16 protein-coding genes and 1 riboswitch are annotated in these 21,442 nt (G+C 56.5%); of the genes, 4 read left to right on the forward strand and 12 right to left on the reverse strand.

What is annotated here, in order from left to right; translation table 11 throughout:
* Positions 1–69: 69 nt before the first annotated feature.
* The 11 genes from G6L28_RS17955 to G6L28_RS18005 all read right to left on the reverse strand — a co-directional run bounded on the left by G6L28_RS17955 (position 70) and on the right by G6L28_RS18005 (position 13,289).
* Positions 70–774, reverse strand: a complete 705-nt coding sequence (locus tag G6L28_RS17955) for an RNA-directed DNA polymerase (RefSeq protein ID WP_174065197.1) — start codon at positions 772–774, stop codon at positions 70–72.
* Positions 761–1,594, reverse strand: coding sequence for an IS5 family transposase (locus G6L28_RS17960; RefSeq protein WP_174065198.1), 834 nt, complete (start codon positions 1,592–1,594; stop codon positions 761–763). Before G6L28_RS17960 ends, G6L28_RS17955 begins: the two co-directional genes overlap by 14 nt.
* On the reverse strand, positions 1,521–1,898 hold the full coding sequence (locus tag G6L28_RS17965) for a hypothetical protein (protein WP_174065199.1): 378 nt from the start codon (positions 1,896–1,898) through the stop codon (positions 1,521–1,523). The genes G6L28_RS17960 and G6L28_RS17965 overlap by 74 nt, the downstream gene beginning before the upstream one ends.
* Before the next feature lie 519 nt (positions 1,899–2,417).
* Entirely contained in the window at positions 2,418–5,075 is a 2,658-nt protein-coding gene (locus G6L28_RS17970) for a nitrate reductase (RefSeq protein WP_174065200.1), read from the reverse strand.
* A 2-nt stretch (positions 5,076–5,077) separates the two neighbouring features.
* Complete coding sequence (gene nirD / locus G6L28_RS17975) at positions 5,078–5,407, reverse strand: nitrite reductase small subunit NirD (RefSeq protein ID WP_174065201.1); 330 nt, start codon at positions 5,405–5,407, stop codon at positions 5,078–5,080.
* Between the two features lie 99 nt (positions 5,408–5,506).
* Positions 5,507–7,957, reverse strand: a complete 2,451-nt coding sequence (gene nirB, locus G6L28_RS17980) for a nitrite reductase large subunit NirB (RefSeq protein ID WP_174065202.1) — start codon at positions 7,955–7,957, stop codon at positions 5,507–5,509.
* Positions 7,958–7,961: 4 nt separating this feature from the next.
* On the reverse strand, positions 7,962–8,759 hold the full coding sequence (locus tag G6L28_RS17985) for an ABC transporter ATP-binding protein (RefSeq protein ID WP_174065203.1): 798 nt from the start codon (positions 8,757–8,759) through the stop codon (positions 7,962–7,964).
* A gap of 10 nt (positions 8,760–8,769) precedes the next feature.
* Positions 8,770–9,669 (reverse strand): nitrate ABC transporter permease, encoded by a 900-nt coding sequence (gene ntrB, locus G6L28_RS17990; RefSeq protein WP_174065204.1) that lies wholly within the window; start codon positions 9,667–9,669, stop codon positions 8,770–8,772.
* A gap of 76 nt (positions 9,670–9,745) precedes the next feature.
* Positions 9,746–11,044, reverse strand: a complete 1,299-nt coding sequence (locus tag G6L28_RS17995) for a CmpA/NrtA family ABC transporter substrate-binding protein (protein WP_174065205.1) — start codon at positions 11,042–11,044, stop codon at positions 9,746–9,748.
* A 364-nt stretch (positions 11,045–11,408) separates the two neighbouring features.
* The gene (locus G6L28_RS18000; protein WP_174065206.1) at positions 11,409–12,671 is read right to left on the reverse strand and encodes a CmpA/NrtA family ABC transporter substrate-binding protein; all 1,263 of its coding nucleotides are present in this window, start codon (positions 12,669–12,671) and stop codon (positions 11,409–11,411) included.
* Between the two features lie 30 nt (positions 12,672–12,701).
* On the reverse strand, positions 12,702–13,289 hold the full coding sequence (locus G6L28_RS18005; RefSeq protein WP_174065245.1) for an ANTAR domain-containing response regulator: 588 nt from the start codon (positions 13,287–13,289) through the stop codon (positions 12,702–12,704).
* 155 nt (positions 13,290–13,444) lie between these two features.
* Between G6L28_RS18005 and G6L28_RS18010 the strand changes: the two genes are divergently transcribed.
* On the forward strand, positions 13,445–14,158 hold the full coding sequence (locus G6L28_RS18010; RefSeq protein ID WP_425292689.1) for a FadR/GntR family transcriptional regulator: 714 nt from the start codon (positions 13,445–13,447) through the stop codon (positions 14,156–14,158).
* Between the two features lie 70 nt (positions 14,159–14,228).
* Here the strand turns inward: G6L28_RS18010 and G6L28_RS18015 are convergent, their stop codons facing one another.
* Entirely contained in the window at positions 14,229–15,674 is a 1,446-nt protein-coding gene (locus tag G6L28_RS18015) for an aspartate ammonia-lyase (RefSeq protein ID WP_174065208.1), read from the reverse strand.
* Positions 15,675–15,957: 283 nt separating this feature from the next.
* On the opposite strand from G6L28_RS18015, the gene G6L28_RS18020 reads away from it, so the two are divergent.
* From G6L28_RS18020 to G6L28_RS18030, 3 genes are all read left to right on the forward strand, one after another.
* Entirely contained in the window at positions 15,958–17,427 is a 1,470-nt protein-coding gene (locus G6L28_RS18020; protein ID WP_174065209.1) for an amino acid permease, read from the forward strand.
* A gap of 8 nt (positions 17,428–17,435) precedes the next feature.
* The gene (locus G6L28_RS18025) at positions 17,436–18,380 is read left to right on the forward strand and encodes an asparaginase domain-containing protein (RefSeq protein WP_337795776.1); all 945 of its coding nucleotides are present in this window, start codon (positions 17,436–17,438) and stop codon (positions 18,378–18,380) included.
* Between the two features lie 365 nt (positions 18,381–18,745).
* Positions 18,746–21,082, forward strand: a complete 2,337-nt coding sequence (locus G6L28_RS18030; protein WP_174065211.1) for a glucose/quinate/shikimate family membrane-bound PQQ-dependent dehydrogenase — start codon at positions 18,746–18,748, stop codon at positions 21,080–21,082.
* Positions 21,083–21,207: 125 nt separating this feature from the next.
* Positions 21,208–21,430, forward strand: a riboswitch (cobalamin riboswitch).
* Positions 21,431–21,442 lie beyond the last annotated feature (12 nt).

Raw genomic sequence — 21,442 nt, forward strand, 5'->3', positions numbered from 1 at the left:
AAGCCGGGCTATGGTTCCGGCGCGGTCGTCTCGTCATGGTATCTCCTGTTCTCAGCATTTAAGCTGAAGTCAGGCAGAAATTCCACTTATCCTAGCTGTGCAGATTTTCCGAGCCACCTCTGTCTTTCCGCCGTTCACGAACTGTCCAAGTGGACGCAGTACCAAGATTAGTTCTTTCAAGGCGAGCTTGGCGGCACCCTCAGATGGACAAACGATCTTTATGTCGTCCATATACCGAAAATAGGTATATCCTTTTTCCAGCATAACTTGATCAACGGATCGCATATAAACATTTGCGAGAAATGACGATGCGTCACGGTTCTGCGGTAGCCCCCTTTCGACATTAAACGACCAAGATGACAGACAACTAAATAACTGCTCGATATATTGGCGAAGCTGAGATTTTTGCCCGGCGTCGGCATCCAATGACGGAACCGACTCCAACATAATGTCTTTTAACTTTTTGAGGTTGATGTTCTCGAAGTAATTTGCAAGATCGGTAGAAAGAAGGACTGTTCCGGGCTTGATTGCTGACTGAACGCAGCCAAGAAAGTCATTCCACGCCTGTATTCCGTTTCTAAACACGTACTTTGAGTCGCTTCGATCACCAACTGCACTTCCATTTGCTCTATGGCTGAAAACCCATTGGGATATCGTTCGATCGTAAAATGGAAGGAGATGCATTGCCAAGGAATGATAGATTGCGCGATCGGTAAAACTTGTTTCCAAGGCATATCTAAGAGTCTGACTCGAAAAGTCTTCAACGATATCCATACCTTGCCAGCCGCCTGGTGATGAGGCGAATGTGGGCGATCATGATCCAGGCCTCTGATGAGGCGATGGACTTTTCGACGTCCTTGGCCAATCGGCGACATCTGCCGAGCCAGGCGAAGGTGCGCTCGACGACCCAGCGCCGTGGCAGGACCTCAAAGCCTTTCGCCTTGTCCGAGCGCTTGATGATTTCAATCGTCCAGCGCCCGATCTTCTTGAGCCACCGCTTCAGCTTGTCGCCCGCGTAACCACCATCGGCGAAGACGTGCAGCAGCCACGGCCACCTGTAGCGAATGGAATTCAGGAGATCGGGAGCACCATCGCGATCCTGGACATCCGCGCTGTGCACCATGAGGCCGACCATCAGACCAAGTGTATCAACGATGATATGACGCTTGCGGCCTTTGGTTTTCTTTCCCGCGTCATAGCCCCGGATACCACCGCTTTCCGTGGTTTTGACGCTCTGGCTGTCGATGACACCGGCCGTCGGTGAGGCCTCTCTGCCCTCCAGTTCGCGGGCCTCCATTACCAGATGATGGTTGATGCGGGACCACAGCCCCAATGCCCGCCATTGATAGAAATAGCGCTGCACTGTCGAGCAGGGCGGAAAATCCTTCGGCAGCATTCGCCATTGGCAACCGGTCGTGGCGATGTAAAGCAGGGCGTTGACGACCTCACGCAAATCCGTGGTCCGCGGGCGACCCAGGCGGCGGGGCATGGGCAGAAAAGGCTCAACCAGTGCCCATTCCTCATCTGTCATATCGCTTGCGTATCGTGCCGTTCGCCGGGCATATTGCCGACGGGTGATTTCGCTCCAGGCCATTCTGAACTCCATCGAATCTCGCAAATCCGAAGGAATCATAACCTGTTGAAATCACACACCTCTTTTTGAGGCAGCCTCTAAGCGTAAAATTGCTCTTTGGGACGTTCAGCAACAGCGCCTGCGCGGGGGTATATGTACCGTGGTTCTTTTGGAAGTTTTCCAAAATTATATTCGGCAGCAGACCCCCTGAAATAAAATCGTTATATCCGATGGGATCAGGAAACCAATCGTCCCTGAAATCGGTTTTCATCTGCCTAATTACAACTGTCTCATCAAAAGAAATGCTACCAAGCTGAATCGCCATCGAAGCCCCCAATTGCCACCTACGCTAACACGCAAAAGTTGATTTGAGGAGAGTGGTCTGAAAATTGTCCACCCTCTGTCGACGCGTACAGACGGCGGCTCCATTCTCTCGTGTGGGCACGTTTTTGAACGACCCTCACATGCCACGCAAATTGCTACAAAACTTGACGTCGGGCACGAGGTCTAGCGGAAGCCGTGTTTCCGACGACTAATACCACCGTGACAAAAAAGATCCATTTACGCACCGAGGAACTCGGCATCGAGACCTTGTGAGCACCTTCTGGAATGCAAGTCTAAATCCGGTGCAGCATTGCTTCAATTAGCGGCGAATTGCTAATGAAATTGCTAATGAGCTGCTTTATAAAAAGGCTGAGAAATCAATTAAAACAGTAGCGATCGTCACCCGGATCAGGTTCAAGGGTCCGGCTCAGCGCCATCTCAGCATCGTTCGATGCTCCCCTCGGAAGTGCGCAAAGTGATATGCGCGCGGCGTCCTTCTGTCAATTGGACGGTGTGGCGTTTACTCGGCGGCTGTTTTCATGCAGCCGTCGATGATGCCGCGTATCTCTGCACGGCAGGAGCCGCAATTGGTGCCAGCGTTCAGGCATTTGCCGATGGCTTCAACCGTGTGAGCGCCATCGCGAATGGCGGCCGTTATTTGGTTCACCCCGACACTAAAGCAGGAGCAGACCGTCGCGCCAGGATCCGGCTTATCCGCGCCGGGACGACCGGCGACAAGTGAAAAGCGTGTTCTCAAGTCCTGATGTGGGGTCGAGAGCTGAGAGACTGCCCAGTTGCGTGCAACTGCAACCGGTTTATTTGCGATGAACAGTGCCGCCAGCAGCCTGTCGCCATCGAAGAAGGCGAGGCGAACATCGCCGGATCGACTATCGGCATAGCCCAGCGGTTCAATATGCGGGTCGATGCCGAAAAGACCGCGCGACCAAACTATCCAGTCTTCCGGCGTGTTTTCGAAGGCAAGTTCCAAACGATAGCCACCATCCGCCTTCGCCAAGGCCCAATATGCACAATCCGGCGCTTGCGGGCGTTCGCTCATAACTGCAAAGGCATAGGCTTTCGCTTTGAAACGGCGTGCCACGACCGCCACATTTTTCGATGCTGGCTGGCCGGAAAATGGATCGGTCAGAGATGGCACGAGCTTATCTATGCGGGCGTTGGCTGCAAACTGATCATTCCAGTGCATTGGCACGAAAATGTTGCCCCGCGCCTGCCGCTGCGTCACCAGCGCGCGGACGATCACCTTGCCAAGCGAGCTCTCCACCTCCACCAGATCTGCACTCTCGATACCGGCATCCATTGCATCGCGGGGATGGATTTCGGCAAAAGGTTCGGCCAGATGGGAAGAGAGGCGTGCGCTCTTTCCGGTGCGCGTCATGGTATGCCACTGGTCGCGAATGCGGCCCGTATTCAGGGTCAGCGGAAAATTCGGGTCGGTGCGCTGCGTCTGCGGGAAAGCAGGAGCGATGAAACGTGCCTTTCCATCTTCATGGTAGAATTTGCCATCGGCAAAAAAGCGTGTGGTCTGGTGCTGGCCGGATGCTGGCTGTGGCCAATTGACGGGAGAGATTTCGTCGTATGCCGTTGCCGATACATCAGCAAAAGCTCCGATATCGAAATCACGCGAACCGTTGTTTTCAAATGCGGAGAGAGCGGCATGTTCGGCAAATATTTCCGATGGACCAGAGTAAGTGAAAGCGTCCACATGGCCCATCCGCTTGGCAACTTCCGCAAGCTGCCACCAATCGGCGGTCGCCTCCCCGGGGGCATCGAGGTAGCCACGCTGGCGCGAAATGCGACGTTCGGAGTTCGTGACGGTACCGTCTTTTTCACCCCAGCCAAGCGAAGGGAGAAGCACATGCGCGTAACGGGCGGTGTCCGTTGTGCCAAACATATCTGAGACGACGACGAAGGGGCAGGTTTTAAGTGCCGCCTCTACGGCGCCTGCATCCGGCATGGACACGACGGGGTTAGTTGCCATGATCCAGAGTGCCTTGATCTTGCCATCCGCGACCGTTTTGAAGAGATCGACGGCTTTTAATCCGGGTTTTCTGGCAATCGTGGGCGCTTTCCAGAAACGCTGCACGCGTTCCCGGTCGTCGGCGTTTTCGATTGCCATATGCGAAGCCAGCATGTTGGCCAAGCCACCCACTTCGCGCCCACCCATGGCATTGGGCTGACCGGTTAGCGAGAACGGCCCCATGCCCGGCTTGCCGATGCGGCCTGTTGCCAGATGGCAGTTGATGATGGCGTTGACCTTGTCCGTACCGCTTGCAGACTGGTTGACGCCCTGGCTGTAGCAGGTGACGACCTTTTCCGTTCGTTCGAAAAGCTCGTAAAACTGAATGAGTTCGGCAGTCGTCAGACCCGTCGCCTCTGCAATTTCGCCAAGGCTGAATTCCATTGCGGATTGCACCGCGCCGTCAAAACCGTTCGTGAAGTTTTCGATGTAGACGCCGTTAATTGCGGAACCGTCTGCAAGATGTGCGAGCAGTCCCGTAAACAGTGCCACGTCGCCATCCGGGCGGATAGCCAGATGCATATCGGCAATGTCGCAAGTCATGGTGCGGCGCGGGTCGATCACCACGACCTTTAAGTCGGGTCGCTCAGCTTTCGCCGCTGCAAGCCTTTGATAGATCACGGGATGACACCATGCGAGATTGGAGCCGGTCAAGATGACGAGATCGGCGGTAAACAGGTCTTCATATAGCCCCGGTACGGTGTCCGAACCGAAAGCACGGCGGTGGCCTGCGACCGAAGACGACATGCACAGCCGCGAATTCGTATCGATATTGGCCGAGCCGATGAAGCCCTTCATCAGCTTGTTTGCGACATAATAATCTTCCGTCAACAACTGGCCCGAGACGTAAAAGGCAACGGAATCTGGGCCATGTTCGGCAACGGCCTTGGAAAATTTGGAAGCGACGAGGTCGAGCGCATTGTCCCACGGTACGCGCTGGCCATACACCTGCGGGTAAAGCAGACGCCCATCCAGATCGATAGTTTCCGCCAGTGCAGAGCCTTTGGAACAGAGCCGTCCAAAATTGGCGGGGTGGTCAGGATCACCCTTTACGGAGACATCGCCGGTATCATCGATGCTGGCGATGACGCCGCAGCCGACGCCGCAATAGGGACAGGTGGTCTTGACCTCTTTTGCCATGGTTACTCCGCTGCGATCATGAGGCTTTCGATGGCAATCGATAGTTGCCCGTCGATGTTGCGAACCGGAATCGTGCGCACAGCACCCTCATCGGCGCCAAGCGCCTTGCCCGTCTCCAGCGAAATGACCCAGTTGTGCAGCGGGCAGGTGACCGATGCGCCATGCACGATGCCTTGGCTCAGCGGACCGCCCTTGTGTGGGCAATGGTCTTCGATGGCGTAGACCTCGTTTTCTGCCGTGCGGAAGACGGCGATCTTGCCGGATGGTGTCTTTACACAGCGCGCGCCGCGCAGCGGAATGTCGGAAATATTGCCGATTTCGACCCAATTCATTGTCGTCATCCTGTGTCCGGTTGAAATGTGGGGTGGGGCGAAATCTCCTCCATCTCGCCCCACCCAGCGCTCTGCGCCGTTGGCCTTTCGGCCAAGCGGTCACTCTGCGGCTTGATTGAAACCGATGGTCGCCATGGGCTTGAACTCGTGCTTGTGCTCGCCAGACACACGCTCCGACCACGGGTCGACCTGCGCGAATTTCTGGCTGAAGACAAAGCGCTCGTAATAGCCCTTGCGTTTTTCGGCATCGTCCATGATCTGGCGGCGAACCTCGTCGTAACCGATGCGCTTGGCCCATTTGTAGATGCGCTCAAGATAGCGGGCCTGCTCGCGATACATCTGCGTCAGCGCCACGATATGCTCCAGCGCCTCGTCCTCGGTTTTGACGAGGCCCAGAACTTCCGTGCCCTTGATGTCCAGACCGGCGGCACCGGCGAAGTGGATTTCGAAGCCGGAGTCGACGCAGATCACGCCGATATCCTTGCAGGTCGCTTCGGCGCAGTTGCGCGGACAGCCGGAAACGGCAAGCTTCAGCTTCGCCGGTGTCCAGGAACCCCACATGAACTTTTCGACGCGAATACCGAAGCCGGTCGAATCCTGCGTGCCGAAGCGGCACCATTGCTGGCCGACGCAGGTTTTGACGGTGCGCAGACCCTTGGCATAGGCCTGACCGGAGATGAACCCGGCCTTGCCGAGATCGGCCCAGACGGCGGGCAGGTCTTCCTTTTCGATGCCGAGAAGATCGATGCGCTGGCCGCCGGTGACTTTCACGAGAGGTATCTCGAACTTGTCGACCACATCGGCAATTGCGCGCAACTCGCCTGCATTGGTCACGCCGCCCCACATGCGCGGCACGACGGAATAGGTGCCATCCTTCTGAATGTTGGCGTGGACGCGCTCATTGATGTAGCGGGACTGGTAATCGTCGGCATATTCATCCGGCCAGTCACAGACGAGGTAATAGTTCAGCGCCGGGCGACATTTGGCGCAGCCGCAGGACGTCTTCCATTCCAGTTCCTGCATGACAGCAGGGATGGTTTTCAGGCCCTTGGCCTTGATCAGACGGCGAACATCGTCATGGCCGAGATCGGTACATTTGCACATCGGCTGAACGGCGGTTGGATTGTAGCTGTCGCCCAGCGTCAGCGTCATCAGCTGCTCCACAAGGCCGGTGCAGTTGCCGCAGGAGGCGGAGGCCTTGGTGTGGGCGCGCACATCATCCAGAGAGGTCAGGCCTTTGCCGGTGATGGTGGAGGTGATTTTTCCCTTGCAAACGCCGTTGCAGCCGCAGATTTCCGCATCATCCGGCAAGGCTGCAACGGCCGCCATAGGGTCCAGCGGAGACCCTCCCTGATAGGCTTGGCCGAAAATAAGGGTGTCACGCATTTCCGAAATATCGGTCGATTTTTTCTTCAGGTCGTTGAACCACGCGCCATCCGCGGTTTCACCGTAAAGGACCGCTCCGATGATGCGGTTGTCCTTGAGAATAACGCGCTTGTAGATGCCTGCGGTGGCATCGCGCAGCACGATTTCCTCACGGTCATCGCCATCGGCAAAGTCACCGATGGAGAGGAGGTTGATGCCGGTGACCTTGAGCTTGGTCGGCGTATCCGCATGGACGAAGGCAGGCGAAGTATCGCCTGCCAGATGCGAAGCGGCGATGCGGGCCATTTCGTAAAGCGGCGCGACGAGGCCATAGACCATTCCGTCCACCTCGGCGCATTCACCGACGGAGAGAATATCGCCGTCCGATGTCTGCATCCCCGCATCCACGACGATACCGCGGTTGACGGCAAGACCAGCCTCTTTCGCCAGACCGGCACTTGGACGAATACCGACAGCCATGACCACCAGCGTTGCCGGAATGATGCGGCCATCATCCAGCTCGATGCCTTCCACCTTATCGGTGCCAACGATCTGCTTGGTGTTGGCCTTGGTGATGACCTTGATGCCACGATCTTCCATTGCCTTTTGCAGCAGATAACCCGCAGCCGGATCGAGCTGGCGCTCCATCAGCGTGGGCATTACATGCAGAACGGTCACATCCATACCGCGCATGGCAAGACCGGCTGCTGCTTCCAGCCCCAGCAGACCGCCGCCGATGACGATGGCCTTTTCGCGCGATTGCGCTGCCAGCAGCATTGCATCCACATCATCCAGATCGCGGTAGGTGATGACGCCGGGGAGGTCTTTTCCCGGAACCGGAATGATGAACGGCACGGAACCGGTGGCGATGACCAGCTTGTCATAGCTTTCCGTCACGCCCTGATCGGACGTTACCGTCTTGGCATCGCGGTCGATGTTGACGATGCGGTGGCCCTTGTAGAGCGTAATGCCGTGGTTGATGTACCAGCCATCGCCATGAATGATGATGTCTTCATAGGTCTTCTCCCCGGAGAGAACCGGCGAGAGCATGATGCGGTCGTAATTGACGCGCGGTTCGGCGTTGAAAATGGTGACGTCGAACTGGCCGGGTGCCTTTTCGAACAGTTCTTCCAGCATGCGGCCCGGAGCCATGCCATTACCGATAATAACAAGTTTTTGTGCCATGGTATTACTCCGCAGCTTCGACGAAGCGGTGACGTTCGTAGAGGAACTTCAACACGGCTTCGCGGCATTTGAGATAGGTTCGGTCGGAGGCTAGCTCGATGCGGTTGCGCGGGCGCGTGAGCGGAACATCGAGAATTTCGCCGATATGGGCGGCGGGACCATTGGTCATCATGACGATGCGGTCGGAAAGCAGAACGGCCTCGTCCACATCATGCGTGATCATGATCATGGTGTTGCCGAGCCGCGCGTGGATTTCCATCACCGCATCCTGCAGATGGGCGCGGGTCAGTGCATCCAGCGCGCCGAAGGGCTCGTCCAGCAGCAGGATTTTCGGCTCCATGGCGAGCGCCCGGGCAATGCCGACACGCTGCTTCATGCCGCCGGAAATTTCGGACGGCTTCTTGTCCTTGGCATGCGCCATCTGCACGAGATCGAGATTGCGCATCACCCAGTCATGGCGCTCGGCCTTGGACTTGGTGTAGCGAAAGACCTTCTCTACGCCGATATTGACGTTTTCATAGACCGTCAGCCACGGAAGCAGGCTGTGGTTTTGGAAGACGACGGCGCGCTCCGGGCCGGGTTCGTTCACCTCACGGTTTTCTAGCAGCACGACGCCGGAGGAAACCTTGGTCAAACCTGCGACGAGGTTCAGCATGGTGGATTTGCCACAGCCGGAATGTCCGATGACGGAGACGAATTCACCCTTGTCGATGGTGAGGTTTATGCCCTTCAGTACCTCGGCGCGGCTGCCGCCCTTGTCGAAATATTTGTCGACATGATCGAGTTTGAGATAGGCGTTCATGGGTTCCTCCTCAGTTGGTCGCTGCGCCGCGAGTGATGATCTTGCCGAGTGCCGCAACCAGCTTGTCCAGCACGAAGCCGACGACGCCGATGTAGGCGAGCGCGACGATGATGTCGGGCAGGCGCGACGAATTCCACGCATCCCAGATGAAGAAGCCGATGCCCACACCACCCGTCAACATCTCAGCCGCAACGATGGCGAGCCACGACAGGCCGACGCCGATGCGAAGGCCGGTGAAGATGTAGGGTGCGGCGGACGGCAGCATGATTTTGTAGAAGAATTCCAGCTGATTCAGTCGCAGCACCTGCGCCACGTTGCGGTAATCCTGTGGGATGTTACGCACGCCGACGGCGGTGTTGATGATGACCGGCCAGATGGAGGTGATGAAGATCACGAAGATGGCGGATGGATTGCTATCCTGAAAAGCGGCCAGCGAAAGCGGAAGCCATGCCAGCGGCGGCACGGTTCGCAGCACCTGAAAGATCGGGTCGAGACCGCGCATGGCCCAGACGGACTGGCCGATGATCGCACCCATGATGACACCGGCAACCGCAGCAAGGCCAAAGCCGTATGCCACACGCTCCAGCGAAACCAGAACGCGCCAGCCAAGGCCGATATCCTGCGAACCGTAAACGAAGAACGGATAGGCGATCAGGTCATAGCTTTCCTGAAACACCTGGCTTGGCGGCGGCAGCGTTGCGCCGGGGCTGGAACAGAGCAGCTGCCAGATGCCCAGCATCGCCACCAGTACGACCAGCGGGGGCACGACATTGCGGGCCACCGCAAGGCCGATCTTTTTCAAGGGCAAAGCCGGGGCAGGGCGGCGTTGAATGGCAATGACGGTACCGCCGCCTTTCGGGAGGGCGGCGGTCATGGCCGTACTGTCTGTCTTGCGGGCTGTTGCGGTCATGGTTTCAGTCCTGTTTCCGGTCATTTGTTTTTCTCAAGCGCTTTTGAGGCTCCTCTCATCGAGGGGCCAAAGCGGCTTAGGAGGCGGCCTTGATGCTGAGGCTTTCGAGATAGGCGGATGGGTTTTCCGGGTCGAAAACCTTTCCGTCAAAGAAGGTTTCCTTGCCGCGCGATGAGGAGGCGGGAATATCCGCAGCCGATACGCCGAGGTCTTTTGCCGCTGCGCGCCACAGATCTTCGCGGTTCACCTGCGAAACCAGCGCCTTGATGTCGGTGTCAGGCGCAAACTTGCCCCAGCGGATGTTTTCGGCAACAAACCAGCTGTCATGGCTCTGGAACGGATAGGATGCGCCGTCCTTCCAGAACTTCATCTGGAGATCGGTGCCGTGGGCAACGCGGCCATTGCCGTAATTGATGTCGCCCTTCAGGCGGCCCAGCACATCCTTTGGCGGAACGTTGAACCATTGGCGCTTGCCGAGGATTGCGGACATTTCCTCCTTGTTGTCCATGCTGTCGCACCATTGTTGGGCTTCCATCACGGCCATGAGGATTGCCTTGACGGCATTCGGGTTCTTCTCGATCCAGTCGGCGCGCATGCCGAGCGCCTTTTCCGGGTGGCCCTTCCAAAGCTCGCCGGTGGTACAGGCGGTGAAGCCGATGCCCTGATTGACGAGCTGCTCGTTCCACGGCTCGCCCACACAGAACACATCCATGTTGCCGACCTTCATGTTGGCAACCATCTGCGGAGGCGGAACGACGATGGTGGAGACATCCTTGTCCGGGTCGATGCCGCCAGCGGCCAGCCAGTAGCGGATCCACAGATCATGCGTGCCGCCGGGGAAGGTCATGGCCGCTTTGATTTCCTTGCCTTCTGCCTTCTTCTTTTCAAACGCGGCCTTCAGCTCGGAGGCATCCAGCTGAACGCCGGTGTCGGCGTATTCCTTGGCAACGGAAATGCCCTGGCTGTCGAGGTTCAGACGCGCAAGGATTGCCATCGGAACCGGTACATTGTTCTGTGTCACCTTGCCGGTGTGGATGAGGTAGGGCATCGGCGTCAGAATATGCGCGCCATCGATACCGTTGGCAGCGCCGCCGAGAACGAGATTGTCTCGCGTTGCGCCCCAGGATGCCTGTTTGAGAACTTCGACATCCGGCATGCCATGCTTGGCGAAGAGGCCTTTTTCAGAAGCGACGATCAACGGAGCCGCGTCGGTGAGGGCGATAAAGCCGAGCTTCGCGCCTTTGACTTCCGGCTCGGATGTCGCAGCAAAGGCGCCGGATGGGAACGCGGTGCGAACGGCGGTGATGAGCGCCGCAGTGGCAGACGTCTTCAGGATCGCGCGGCGGCTGATCGAACTGGAAAGCATTTTTTTCATTCGCTTGTTCCCCTTTTTTGGCCGCCTCTTGGGTGGCGTGTCCTTTGCGAAGGCAGAAAATAAAAAAACGCCGCTCGGTGTTGCTGCCATCGGAACGGGAGGAGAGTTCCGGGCTGCAAACCTTGCGACGTCTGTGTCGTATGAAGGCGCTTATCGCGCGCCCTGCTGCTCCGATCGCCGTTGACCGGAGCGAATTATGAGATGCAAGCACCGTGCCAGTTTTTGATTTTTGGCGATAAGGTGCTGTAATTACGCGGAAATTAATGATGGTAAGAATGAAGCTTATTTTTTGAGCCGAAGAATTTTGGATTATAATTTAAGCTCTGGATTTATGGCTGCGCTTTAATTTTGCGCAGCCTGCGTATCAGCTGTCGCCGTTTTCCACACCTTCGAACGGTAGGTTCCTGACGGGAAAGCGTTCGACATAGGCTTCGATATTGGCTGGATCGAAGGAGATTCCGTCCATGAACGGCTCGCTTGCGCTCTCCATATCCGGCGCAGATGCCGCGCCAAGGGCGGTGCGATAGATATCGGGCCGGTAGGCGGATGAAGCTGCTGTCATGCCTTCCTGCGAAAAGGTGGTCTGCCCCCAGCGGATCATCTGGCTGTAGATCCACAGCGCCTGACCGGGGCGAGGGTAGTTGGCGTTTCCATCGTGGAACTGGAAATAGTTGTCTATGACCCGGCGGTTGCCGAGGCTGTCGATGCTGAATTCACCGCCGAGAACGCGGCGGATAATATCCTGGGGAGCGCCGATATATCTGACATCGGCGAGTGCTGCGCTCAGCTCGTCACGGTTTTCTGGCCTGTCGCACCAGCGGGCGGCGGCATCCAGTGCCACCAGCAATCTTGCGACGCTTTCCGGCTGCGCATCCGCCCAATCCGGCCGCATGCCGATGACTTTTTCCGGTGCGGAGGGCCAGATATCCTGCTTTGCCGCCACGATCTTCCCCACGCCGCGTTCGCAGGCAATCATGTTCCACGGTGCGCCAACGCAAAAGCCATCGATAGCGCCTGCGGCCAGTGCATCGGAAGTCAAGGGCGGAGGCACGACGACCAGCTTCACATCCTTGTCCGGGTGAATACCGCCAGCGGCTAGCCAGTAGCGGAACTCGTAATTGTGGGAGGAGAAGGGGTAGGTCATGCCAAGCGTCGGCGCGGCTTCGCCTTTTGCCCGCATGTCGTCCAGCACACGCTTAAAGCTCTGCGCATTTTCGAGCGCGCCAGCCGTGGCAGAAAGGCCTGTCAGCGTCTGCATTCGCTCGAACAGGCGCGTGGAAAGCGTGATGGCATTGCCGCCACGACCAAGCGAAAAGGGTGTGATCGTAGGGGATGGATTGGAGCCGAGGCCGAGCATGGAGGCGACAGGCATTGGAGACAGCATGTGGGCGATATCGAACTGGCGGAAGGCAAGCCGGTCACGGACATTGGCCCAAGAAACATCCTTTACCAGATCGAGCTTCAGCCCTTCCTTCTCTGCAAAGCCGAATTCAGCGGCGGCGATCAGGACGGATGCATCCACCAGCGGAATGAAGCCTGCACGCAGCGTCCGCTGCCGGTCATTGCCGGTCAAGGCTGGCGCGGCGAGGCCGGATTGTCTGGCCTTGAGATCATCAATTACCGTCATGGCATTCACTCCTTGTCCGGTGTCTGCCGGTCACATCAGCAATCCGGCAGCCGTGACCACGCTTTGCGCGATCTCGGACAGCTTCTTCTTCTCGTTCATTGCGGTTTGGCGCAGCAGGGCAAAGGCTTCCTCTTCGGAAAGGCCTCGCATCTTCATCAAAATTCCTTTGGCGCGCTCGATCACCTTGCGCTCCTCAAGTGCGGATTTTGCCTCCGCCAGTTCCCTTTGCAGGCGGCTGAAGGCGTTGAAGCGGCTGACGGCCATGTCTAGGATGGGTTTGACGCGCTCTTTCTTCAGGCCATCGACGATATATGCCGACACCCCTGCTTCGACCGCCGCCTCGATAGAGGCGGTATCGGAGCGATCTACGAACATTGCAATCGGTCGGCTTACAGTACGCGTCAGCTGGAACAGGTGCTCCATCATGTCACGGTTGGGGTTTTCAAGGTCGATGACGATCACATCGGGAGACAGCGTCTCGATGATTCGCGCCACGCCGTGAACTTCATGAATAACCGTGACGCGATCATGGCCAGCCTCCCGCAGTCCCTCCTCGATAATCGAGGCGCGGATAGCATTTTCATCGATCACGAGTATGGTCAGATCACGAAGCGTCATAGCCGCATCAATGACGCAACGGGCGTCGATTAGCAACATTTTTCATCGTGATTAAAAATTAGACAAATTGTTTATTTTTCTATCTTTCGTACTGCGAGCTCACTACTCCTGTCCGACGACTTGACAACCTCTCCCTGTTTATAAAAGTTACTATGATGAGCTTAAGTATGGATTGGTTATCTGAAACAAATCCGATCAATCGCAAGAGTGCGGCAGAGGCGGTATTTGAAGATCTGAGGCTGGCAATCGTGTCCGGACGATTGGCTATTGGCACGCGCTTTCCCTCTGAAACACATCTTGCGGGACATTACGGTGTTAGCAGGCCCATCGTGCGCGAAGCGCTTCGCTCCTTGCAGACATTGGGCATGACGCAGACGCGAACTGGCAGCGGCACTTTTGTGTTGACCGATTCGCCGTCGCCCGAATTGCGTTACGGCGGTTATTCCGCCCGTGACTTGATCGAAGCGCGACCATTCATCGAAGTTCCGGCCGCTGGCTGGGCTGCCGTGCGTCGCAGTGAGGCGCAACTTAGCGGAATACTGAGACTATGCGATGCAATGGACGTCCAGGAGGATCTTCATAAATGGGTTCGTCTGGACTCTGAATTTCATAGCGCCATAGCGGAAGCGTCTGGAAACTCCCTGTTCGTCAAGGTGATTGCGGATGCGCGCGAGTCGGTCAGCAAACAGTCCGAGCTTCTCAACCTGATGGCTCACCGACGTACTGCTTCTAATGTCGAACACAGGAAAATTGCTGAAGCGATAGCGTCTGGATCGGATGAGGCTGCACGTAACGCGATGGAAGCCCACCTCGGAAAAGTCAAACAGGTGGTCACGGCAATCATGGGTGACGAATCCAAGGCCGGCTGAGGTTCGATCCTGCATGATCGCTTGCCCAGACGCGATGTCACTGGTCCGGGCAAGCATCAATCAATAATATTCATGCCGCTGGAAGGGTCGCCAACTTCTCATTGGAGGCATCATCAAGTGTCGCAGCGATGTTCGCAAGAAGCTCCGGTTTCAGTGCGGCAACCAGCTCCTCTGCACTCATGTAGCCCTTTTCCAGAACGACCTGTGGTACGGTTCTCCCGGTTGCCAGCGCTTCTTGCGCAACTTCTGTTGCCGCATAATAGCCGATCAGGGGGTTAAGGGCGGTGGCGAGGCCGATGGATTCTTCCAGACGCCGTGCCATGATGTCGATGTTGGCAGTAATGCCGTCGACGCACCGCTCTGCCAGTGTGCGGCACGCCGCGCTCAGTTGAGAAATGCTTTCTGAAAGCGACCGGACGATGATTGGCTCGAAAGCATTCAGCTGAAGCTGCCCGCCCTCGGCGGCCATCGTAACCGTGATGTCGTTGCCGATCACCGCAAAGGCGACCTGATTGACGACTTCGGGAATGACCGGGTTAACTTTACCCGGCATGATGCTGGAGCCAGCTTGCACAGGCGGCAGGTTGATTTCGCCAATCCCGGCCCGGGGGCCGGAGGAGAGCAGGCGCAGATCGTTGCAGGTCTTGGAAAGCTTGACTGCAACCCGTTTGAGGACGCCTGACAGGTGGACGAAAGCACCGGGGTCCTGTGTCGCCTCGATGAGATCGGCAGCTGTAACGAGAGGCCTGCCTGTCAGTTGCACAAGATACTGGCAAGCCAGTTGCGCATAGCCTGCCGGCGCGTTCAACCCGGTGCCTATGGCCGTCGCGCCCAGATTGATTTCATGGAGAAGAGCCGCTGATTCGATCAGTCTCGCGCGGTCCTCGCCAATCATTACCGCGAACGTGCGGAACTCTTGCCCCAATGTCATGGGCACAGCGTCCTGCAGTTGTGTGCGTCCGACTTTCAGAACGCCATCGAATTGCTTGGCCTTTCGCTCGAATGAGTCCTGAAGAACAAGCATGGATGCCGCGAGTTCATCTATGGATTCAATCAAAGCGATGTTGATGGCGGTAGGGTAGGCGTCGTTGGTGGACTGGCTAAGGTTAACATGGTCGTTGGGATGCAGCCTTCCGTAATCGCCTTTCGAATGCCCGAGGATTTCCAGAGCGCGGTTGGCGATGACTTCATTGGCGTTCATGTTGGTAGAGGTACCCGCGCCACCCTGGATCACATCTACTATGAACTGTTCGTGCAGAGCCCCGTCCCTGATCTCACGGCAGGCTTGTATGATGGCATTCAGCCGCTCTAGATCCAGCAGCCCGAGTTCGTGATTTGCCTTGGCGGCCGCTTCCTTCACGAAGGTCAGTCCCCGAATGAGGTAAGGATAGCGGCCGATGGTCGTCCCGCTGATCTGGAAATTTTCCGCCGCGCGCGCCGTGTGGACGCCCCAATATGCCTCTGCGGGAATGCCCTTTATGCCTAAAAGATCTTTTTCATTGCGCAAATCGTCCATTCTATCCTCCCGATGGTCTAATCGTCATATCTGTAAAGCTGCTTGACAGATTTAATCAGTTGTCTATCTCTGCTTCGGATTGTCGTCAATGGCTGGTTGCGCTTGACGAGTTCGGGGAGGATCGATAATGAAGCGACCGAATCTGTCATGCAGCATTACAGGAAGCGTCTTGCTTCCCGAATTTATTGAATATTGAATTTTAAGGCTGAGCTCAGTCGCGGAACATCAGAATTGGTTGTTCTGGTGCTGAGCGAGACACGTCTCTCAGGGAGGAGCAAAAGTAGTGAGTGATTTAACGCAGGCGAAGCGCGAACGCCAGATCGAAGCTCAGGAAGAGCTTGGATATCACAAGGCCCTCAAGCCACGTCAGGTTCAGATGATCGCCATCGGTGGCGCAATCGGTACGGGACTTTTCCTCGGCGCTGGTGGGCGTCTGGCCACTGCCGGTCCCGCTCTCATATTCGTTTACGCCGTTTGCGGGTTTTTCGCGTTTCTGGTGCTTCGTGCGCTTGGCGAGCTTATCATGCATCGCCCGACCTCCGGTTCTTTCGTGTCTTACGCGCGGGAGTTCTACGGAGAGAAGATGGCCTTTGCCGTCGGCTGGATGTACTGGCTCAACTGGGCAATGACGTCTGTCGCTGACGTGACTGCGGTTGCGATCTACATGAACTTCTTCAAGCAATATGTGCCGTGGATGCAGGGTATCGATCAATGGGTCTTTGCCTTGACCGCGTTGGTCATCGTCCTTGGCATGAACATGCTTTCGGTCAAGGTGTTCGGCGAGCTTGAGTTCTGGTTCAGCCTCATCAAGGTCGTCGCTCTGTTCACGTTCCTGATCGTAGGTGTCTACTTCGTTATTTTCGGAACGCCTATCGACGGTCATGTAACAGGCTTCAGTCTCATCACCGATAATGGCGGCTTCTTCCCGAATGGCATCCTGCCCGCCTTCATTATCATACAGGGTGTCGTCTTCGCTTACGCTTCCATCGAGTTGATCGGCACGACGGCAGGCGAGACGGAAGATCCACGCAAGATTATTCCAAAGGCCATTCGCACCGTCGTCTTCCGCCTGCTGGTATTTTATGTCGGTTCCGTACTGCTGCTGACGCTGCTTCTGCCTTATACCGCTTACAAGGCTGGCGAGAGCCCGTTCGTGACATTCTTCGGGTCGATTGGTGTGCAGGGCGCAGATATCGTCATGAACCTCGTCGTGCTGACGGCTGTTCTTTCTTCGCTGAATGCAGGTCTCTATTCGACTGGCCGTATTCTTCATTCTATGGCGCTTTCCGGCTCTGCACCGGCTGCTCTGGCAAAGATGAACAAGGCTGGCGTCCCTTATGGAGGCATTGCCGTTACCGCAGTCGTCACCGTTATCGGTGTCATCCTCAACGCCGTGGTCCCGGCTGCCGCATTTGAAATTGCGCTTAATGTTGCAGCACTTGGCATCATTTGCGCCTGGGGTGTCATCGTGCTATGCCAGCTCAAGCTGTGGTATCTTGCCCGGCAGGGGAAGATGAAACGTCCAGATTTCAGCATGATCGGCGCGCCGTACACCGGCATCCTGACGCTTGTCTTCCTCTTCAGCGTTCTGGTGCTGATGGCGCTTGATTATCCCGCGGGCACTTGGACTGTCGGGTCTCTCATCGTCATCGTTCCAGTCCTAGTAGGGGGGTGGTATCTGTTGAGAAGTCGTATTCACGAATTGTCGAAAGCTCAGGCGTTAAATGCCGATGCTACGCAGGCTCAACAGTGAGTCGGATGGTGAGCGTAATCGATGAAGCGCTGGTGGCTGTCATAGCCACCGGCGGCACCATTGCCAGCAAGCGCGACGAAACCGGCGCGGCAAAGCCCTCCCTTTCGGGGGAGGCGCTTCTTTCGGGGCTCCGCGCAGACGTACACCTGCGTCTTGTGGACCTGATGGCGAAGGACTCGTCCAGCCTGACCATTTCCGATATGCAGGACATCAGCGATGCCGTGGCGGTTCAGCTGGCAGACCCTGCGGTCTCGGGTGTCGTCGTGCTTCATGGTACCGATGCCATGGAAGAAAGCGCCCTGCTTGTTCACCTTCAGCATAAGCTCTCGAAGCCTGTCATCTTTACCGGTGCTCAGTTTACCGCAGATCATCCACAGCCCGACGGTCCGGAAAATCTTGCCGCAGCCATAGAGGCCGCCGCCGATATCGTTAATAGCGATAAGGGCGTTCTGCTCTGCTTCGGTGGAAAGCTGCTGCCAGCGTGGGGGCTTTATAAAAAGTCGTCGGATGAACGTGATGCATTTGGGCTGGCTGGCGCTGAACTCTGTCCCCAAAGCCCTGCGTTTTCGGGTTCGGTCAGGGATGTCCGGGTCGATGTCGTGGCAATCCATCCCGGATGTGAGGCGACGCATATTGACGCAAGCTTGATGGCAGGAGCAAACGGCATAGTTCTCGCTGGACTGGGTTCTGGCAACGCCAATCCGAAAGTTGTCGAGGCGGTCAAACGTTGTGGTGACGCAGGCGTACCGGTCGTGGTCTCGAGCCGCGTTCCCGTTGGCGCTCTCGTTGCCGGTTATGGCGGCGGCGGCGGCGGTTACGATATGGCGGCTGTGGGCGCGATCCATTCAAGAACGCTACGTCCCGGCCAGGCTCGAATACTGCTGGCTGCTCTAATCGCTTCGCAGGTCGGCAAAGAGGGGTCGGTCTCAGCTTTCAACGATTTCAGTTTGTGATCGCTGTCTCGTAGGAAAGCTGCACCCTACCGACCATTTCAGCTCATACTTGAATCGGCTGTAGCGTTTGATGCGCTTGGCCTTGACCACTCCGTTGTACGTGTTCTTTCCATCGAACCGATGGTCGTGAACGGTGTTTTTATTCCGCCGGACGAAATGACGAGCCGCTATTCGAGACTCTGCGCTATATCTCCGGAGTCGCATGTCAAAAGGCCGATTTTTGCGTGAGGGTCTCGCGATCGGGCCTTTGTATTTCGTCTTCCTAAGATAAGTTCCCTACAAAAAGACAGAAAAATGCATTTGCCGGGAACTTTTTTCGGCCCATGGCTGTTTGTCCGCTTGGGTACCATAGGGGGCATCTTTCCATGGCAGTTACGTTCACTGCGGTCGTTCTGGCGCTGATTGGCCTGGCAATTTGTGGCTTCGGCTCACAACTCGTCATGCTGGGTGGTAGTGTTTATTACTTGCTTGCCGGTTTGGCATTCGTGTTGACTGCCGTCCTTTTGTTCAGGCGGGACAAGACCGCTTTGCACTTCTATGCCCTTTTCGTACTCGTTACGCTACTCTGGGCGATCTGGGAGGTCGGGTTCGATTGGTGGCAGCTAGGCCCGCGCGGAGGATTCATAATCCTCGTGGGGGTCTGGATGTTGATGCCATGGATCAGAAAGCCTCTTGGCTTCGTCAGTCCGACGGGCATTCGTTATGGCGCCAATGCCGTTCCGCTTCTTGCCGTCGTCATCGCGTCCATCGGAGTTGCTGCATTCGCGATGACGCAGGACCCGCACGACCTCGAAGGTGAGCTTTCGACAGAGGTGATGTCCAACTCTCCCTCATACGGAAACCCGGTGCCTGATGACGAATGGCACCAGTATGGCCGCACCAATTACGGCCAGCGTTACTCGCCCCTGGCACAGATCACGACCGAGAATGTCGGCGATCTCAAGGAGGTTTGGCGTTATCAGACCGGAGACGTGAAGCTGCCTGAAGACGTAGGTGAAACAACCTATCAGGTCACGCCCCTCAAAATCGGCAACACCCTTTATCTTTGCACACCACATAATTGGGCCATTGCAGTCGATGCTGCGACGGGCAAAGAAAAGTGGAAGTACGATCCCAATGCTGGTCTTAATCCCGACCGCCAGCATCAAACGTGCCGAGGCGTCAGCTATTATGCGGAGCCGAACGCGCAAGCTGGAGCTCAATGCTCCCAGCGGGTTTACCTGCCAACCTCTGATGCAAGGCTGATCGCGCTGGATGCGGCAACGGGTCAGGTCTGCACGTCGTTTGCTGATCAAGGAACGCTGCGTCTGGAAGCGGGAATGCAATACAATCCCGCCGGATACTATTATTCAACCTCACCGCCAGCTGTGGTTGGAAACAAGATCATCATCGGCGGTGCCGTAAACGATAACTACTCGACGCATTCGCAATCCGGCGTCATCCGCGCTTTCGATGTCAACAGCGGAGAACTGATCTGGAATTGGGATTCCGGAAACCCGACACAGACACGGCCGCTCCCCGCAGGTCAAACCTACACAACCAACTCCCCGAATAGCTGGTCGGTATTCAGCGTCGATGAAGCGCTTGGACTGGTCTACATACCGCTCGGCAATCAGGTGCCGGATCAGCTCGGGATGGGTCGCAGCGAAAGTGTTGAGAAATACTCCTCATCAATCGTGGCTCTGGATGTGAATACCGGGCAGGATCGATGGGTTCGGCAGACCGTTCATCACGACCTCTGGGACATGGACGTTCCTGCCCAGCCTGTACTTCTGGATATCACAAAGCAAGACGGACAGACTGTTCCCGCGCTTGTTGGCCCTACGAAGCAGGGTGACATCTACGTGCTTGATCGCAGAACCGGTGAACCTATTCTTGCCGTCACCGAAGAACCAGCGCCAGGCGGCGCTATCCCGGAAGACTTTACAGCGCCGACCCAGCCAACATCTGCCCTGAGCTTTAAGCCGGATCCTCTGCAGGAAAAGAACATGTGGGGTGTCTCCATGTTCGACCAGTTGGCATGCCGTATCAAATTCCACCAGTTGAACTATGAGGGTAGATATACGCCACCGTCCTTGAATGGCACGATCGTCTATCCCGGTAATTTCGGGACATTCAATTGGGGCAGCGTTGCGGTAGACCCCGAACGTCAGGTCATGTTTGGAATGCCGACCTATCTGGCATTCACCTCTCAACTCGTTCCCCGCGCTCAAATCCCGCCGAAAGGTCAGGATGAAAAGGGCAGCGAACAGGGCCTAAACCGAAATGACGGAGCTCCCTACGGTGTGTTTATGGGTCCGTTTCTTGGACCTCTCGGTATCCCATGCCAGGCACCACCGTGGGGTTACGTCGCTGGCGCCAATCTCAGAACCGGCGACATTGCCTACAAGCACAAGAACGGTACCGTCTATGATATGACCCCGCTTCCATTGCCTTTCAAAGTCGGCGTTCCCGGCATCGGTGGTCCGATGATTACCAAGGGAGGCGTTGCATTCCTTGGTGCCGCCGTGGATGACTATTTACGCGCTTATGATTTGACGACTGGAAAACAATTATGGGAGGCGCGTCTACCGGCAGGCGGTCAAGCTACACCTATGAGCTACGCTCTGAACGGTAAGCAATATGTCGTTATCGTCGCTGGCGGGCATGGTTCTGTAGGAACGAAGCCAGGAGATTACGTCATCGCCTACGCCTTGCCGTAGTCGATTTCCAGTCTGGTATGATCTGCTCAGTGTGCTGACTGGTATGACCGGTCAGCACATTTTTATGGCTTGCAATTGATATGTAATAACATTACAAAATCATGCTTGACGGAGGGTTGGGAATAGTTCTATCTGGTTGCGACGGTTCCAAGCGAGTGATCGTTAGGAATAATAGGGAACGCGGTGCGATCTTTCGGGATCAATGCCGTGGCTGCCCCCGCAACTGTAAGCGGATTGTCGAACCCTTGTGGCGCATGCCAATGCGTCAGGCCACTGCGAATTTTCGTGGGAAGGCAGGTGAGACGATTATCTGCGAGCCAGGAGACCTGCCGTCGCGAGTTCATTCCAATGTCACGGGCG

This window comes from Agrobacterium larrymoorei, from assembly GCF_013322225.1.
Taxonomy (GTDB): Bacteria; Pseudomonadota; Alphaproteobacteria; order Rhizobiales; family Rhizobiaceae; genus Agrobacterium; species Agrobacterium larrymoorei_A.

Coding starts and splice junctions, on each gene's coding strand:
- G6L28_RS17955 (WP_174065197.1), bottom strand. CDS start 774: ATGGATATCGTTGAAGACTTTTCGAGTCAGACTCTTAGATATGCCTTG.
- G6L28_RS17960 (WP_174065198.1), bottom strand. CDS start 1,594: ATGGCCTGGAGCGAAATCACCCGTCGGCAATATGCCCGGCGAACGGCA.
- G6L28_RS17965 (WP_174065199.1), bottom strand. CDS start 1,898: ATGGCGATTCAGCTTGGTAGCATTTCTTTTGATGAGACAGTTGTAATT.
- G6L28_RS17970 (WP_174065200.1), bottom strand. CDS start 5,075: ATGGCAAAAGAGGTCAAGACCACCTGTCCCTATTGCGGCGTCGGCTGC.
- nirD (WP_174065201.1), bottom strand. CDS start 5,407: ATGAATTGGGTCGAAATCGGCAATATTTCCGACATTCCGCTGCGCGGC.
- nirB (WP_174065202.1), bottom strand. CDS start 7,957: ATGGCACAAAAACTTGTTATTATCGGTAATGGCATGGCTCCGGGCCGC.
- G6L28_RS17985 (WP_174065203.1), bottom strand. CDS start 8,759: ATGAACGCCTATCTCAAACTCGATCATGTCGACAAATATTTCGACAAG.
- ntrB (WP_174065204.1), bottom strand. CDS start 9,669: ATGACCGCAACAGCCCGCAAGACAGACAGTACGGCCATGACCGCCGCC.
- G6L28_RS17995 (WP_174065205.1), bottom strand. CDS start 11,044: ATGAAAAAAATGCTTTCCAGTTCGATCAGCCGCCGCGCGATCCTGAAG.
- G6L28_RS18000 (WP_174065206.1), bottom strand. CDS start 12,671: ATGACGGTAATTGATGATCTCAAGGCCAGACAATCCGGCCTCGCCGCG.
- G6L28_RS18005 (WP_174065245.1), bottom strand. CDS start 13,289: ATGACGCTTCGTGATCTGACCATACTCGTGATCGATGAAAATGCTATC.
- G6L28_RS18010 (WP_425292689.1), top strand. CDS start 13,445: ATGAGCTTAAGTATGGATTGGTTATCTGAAACAAATCCGATCAATCGC.
- G6L28_RS18015 (WP_174065208.1), bottom strand. CDS start 15,674: ATGGACGATTTGCGCAATGAAAAAGATCTTTTAGGCATAAAGGGCATT.
- G6L28_RS18030 (WP_174065211.1), top strand. CDS start 18,746: ATGGCAGTTACGTTCACTGCGGTCGTTCTGGCGCTGATTGGCCTGGCA.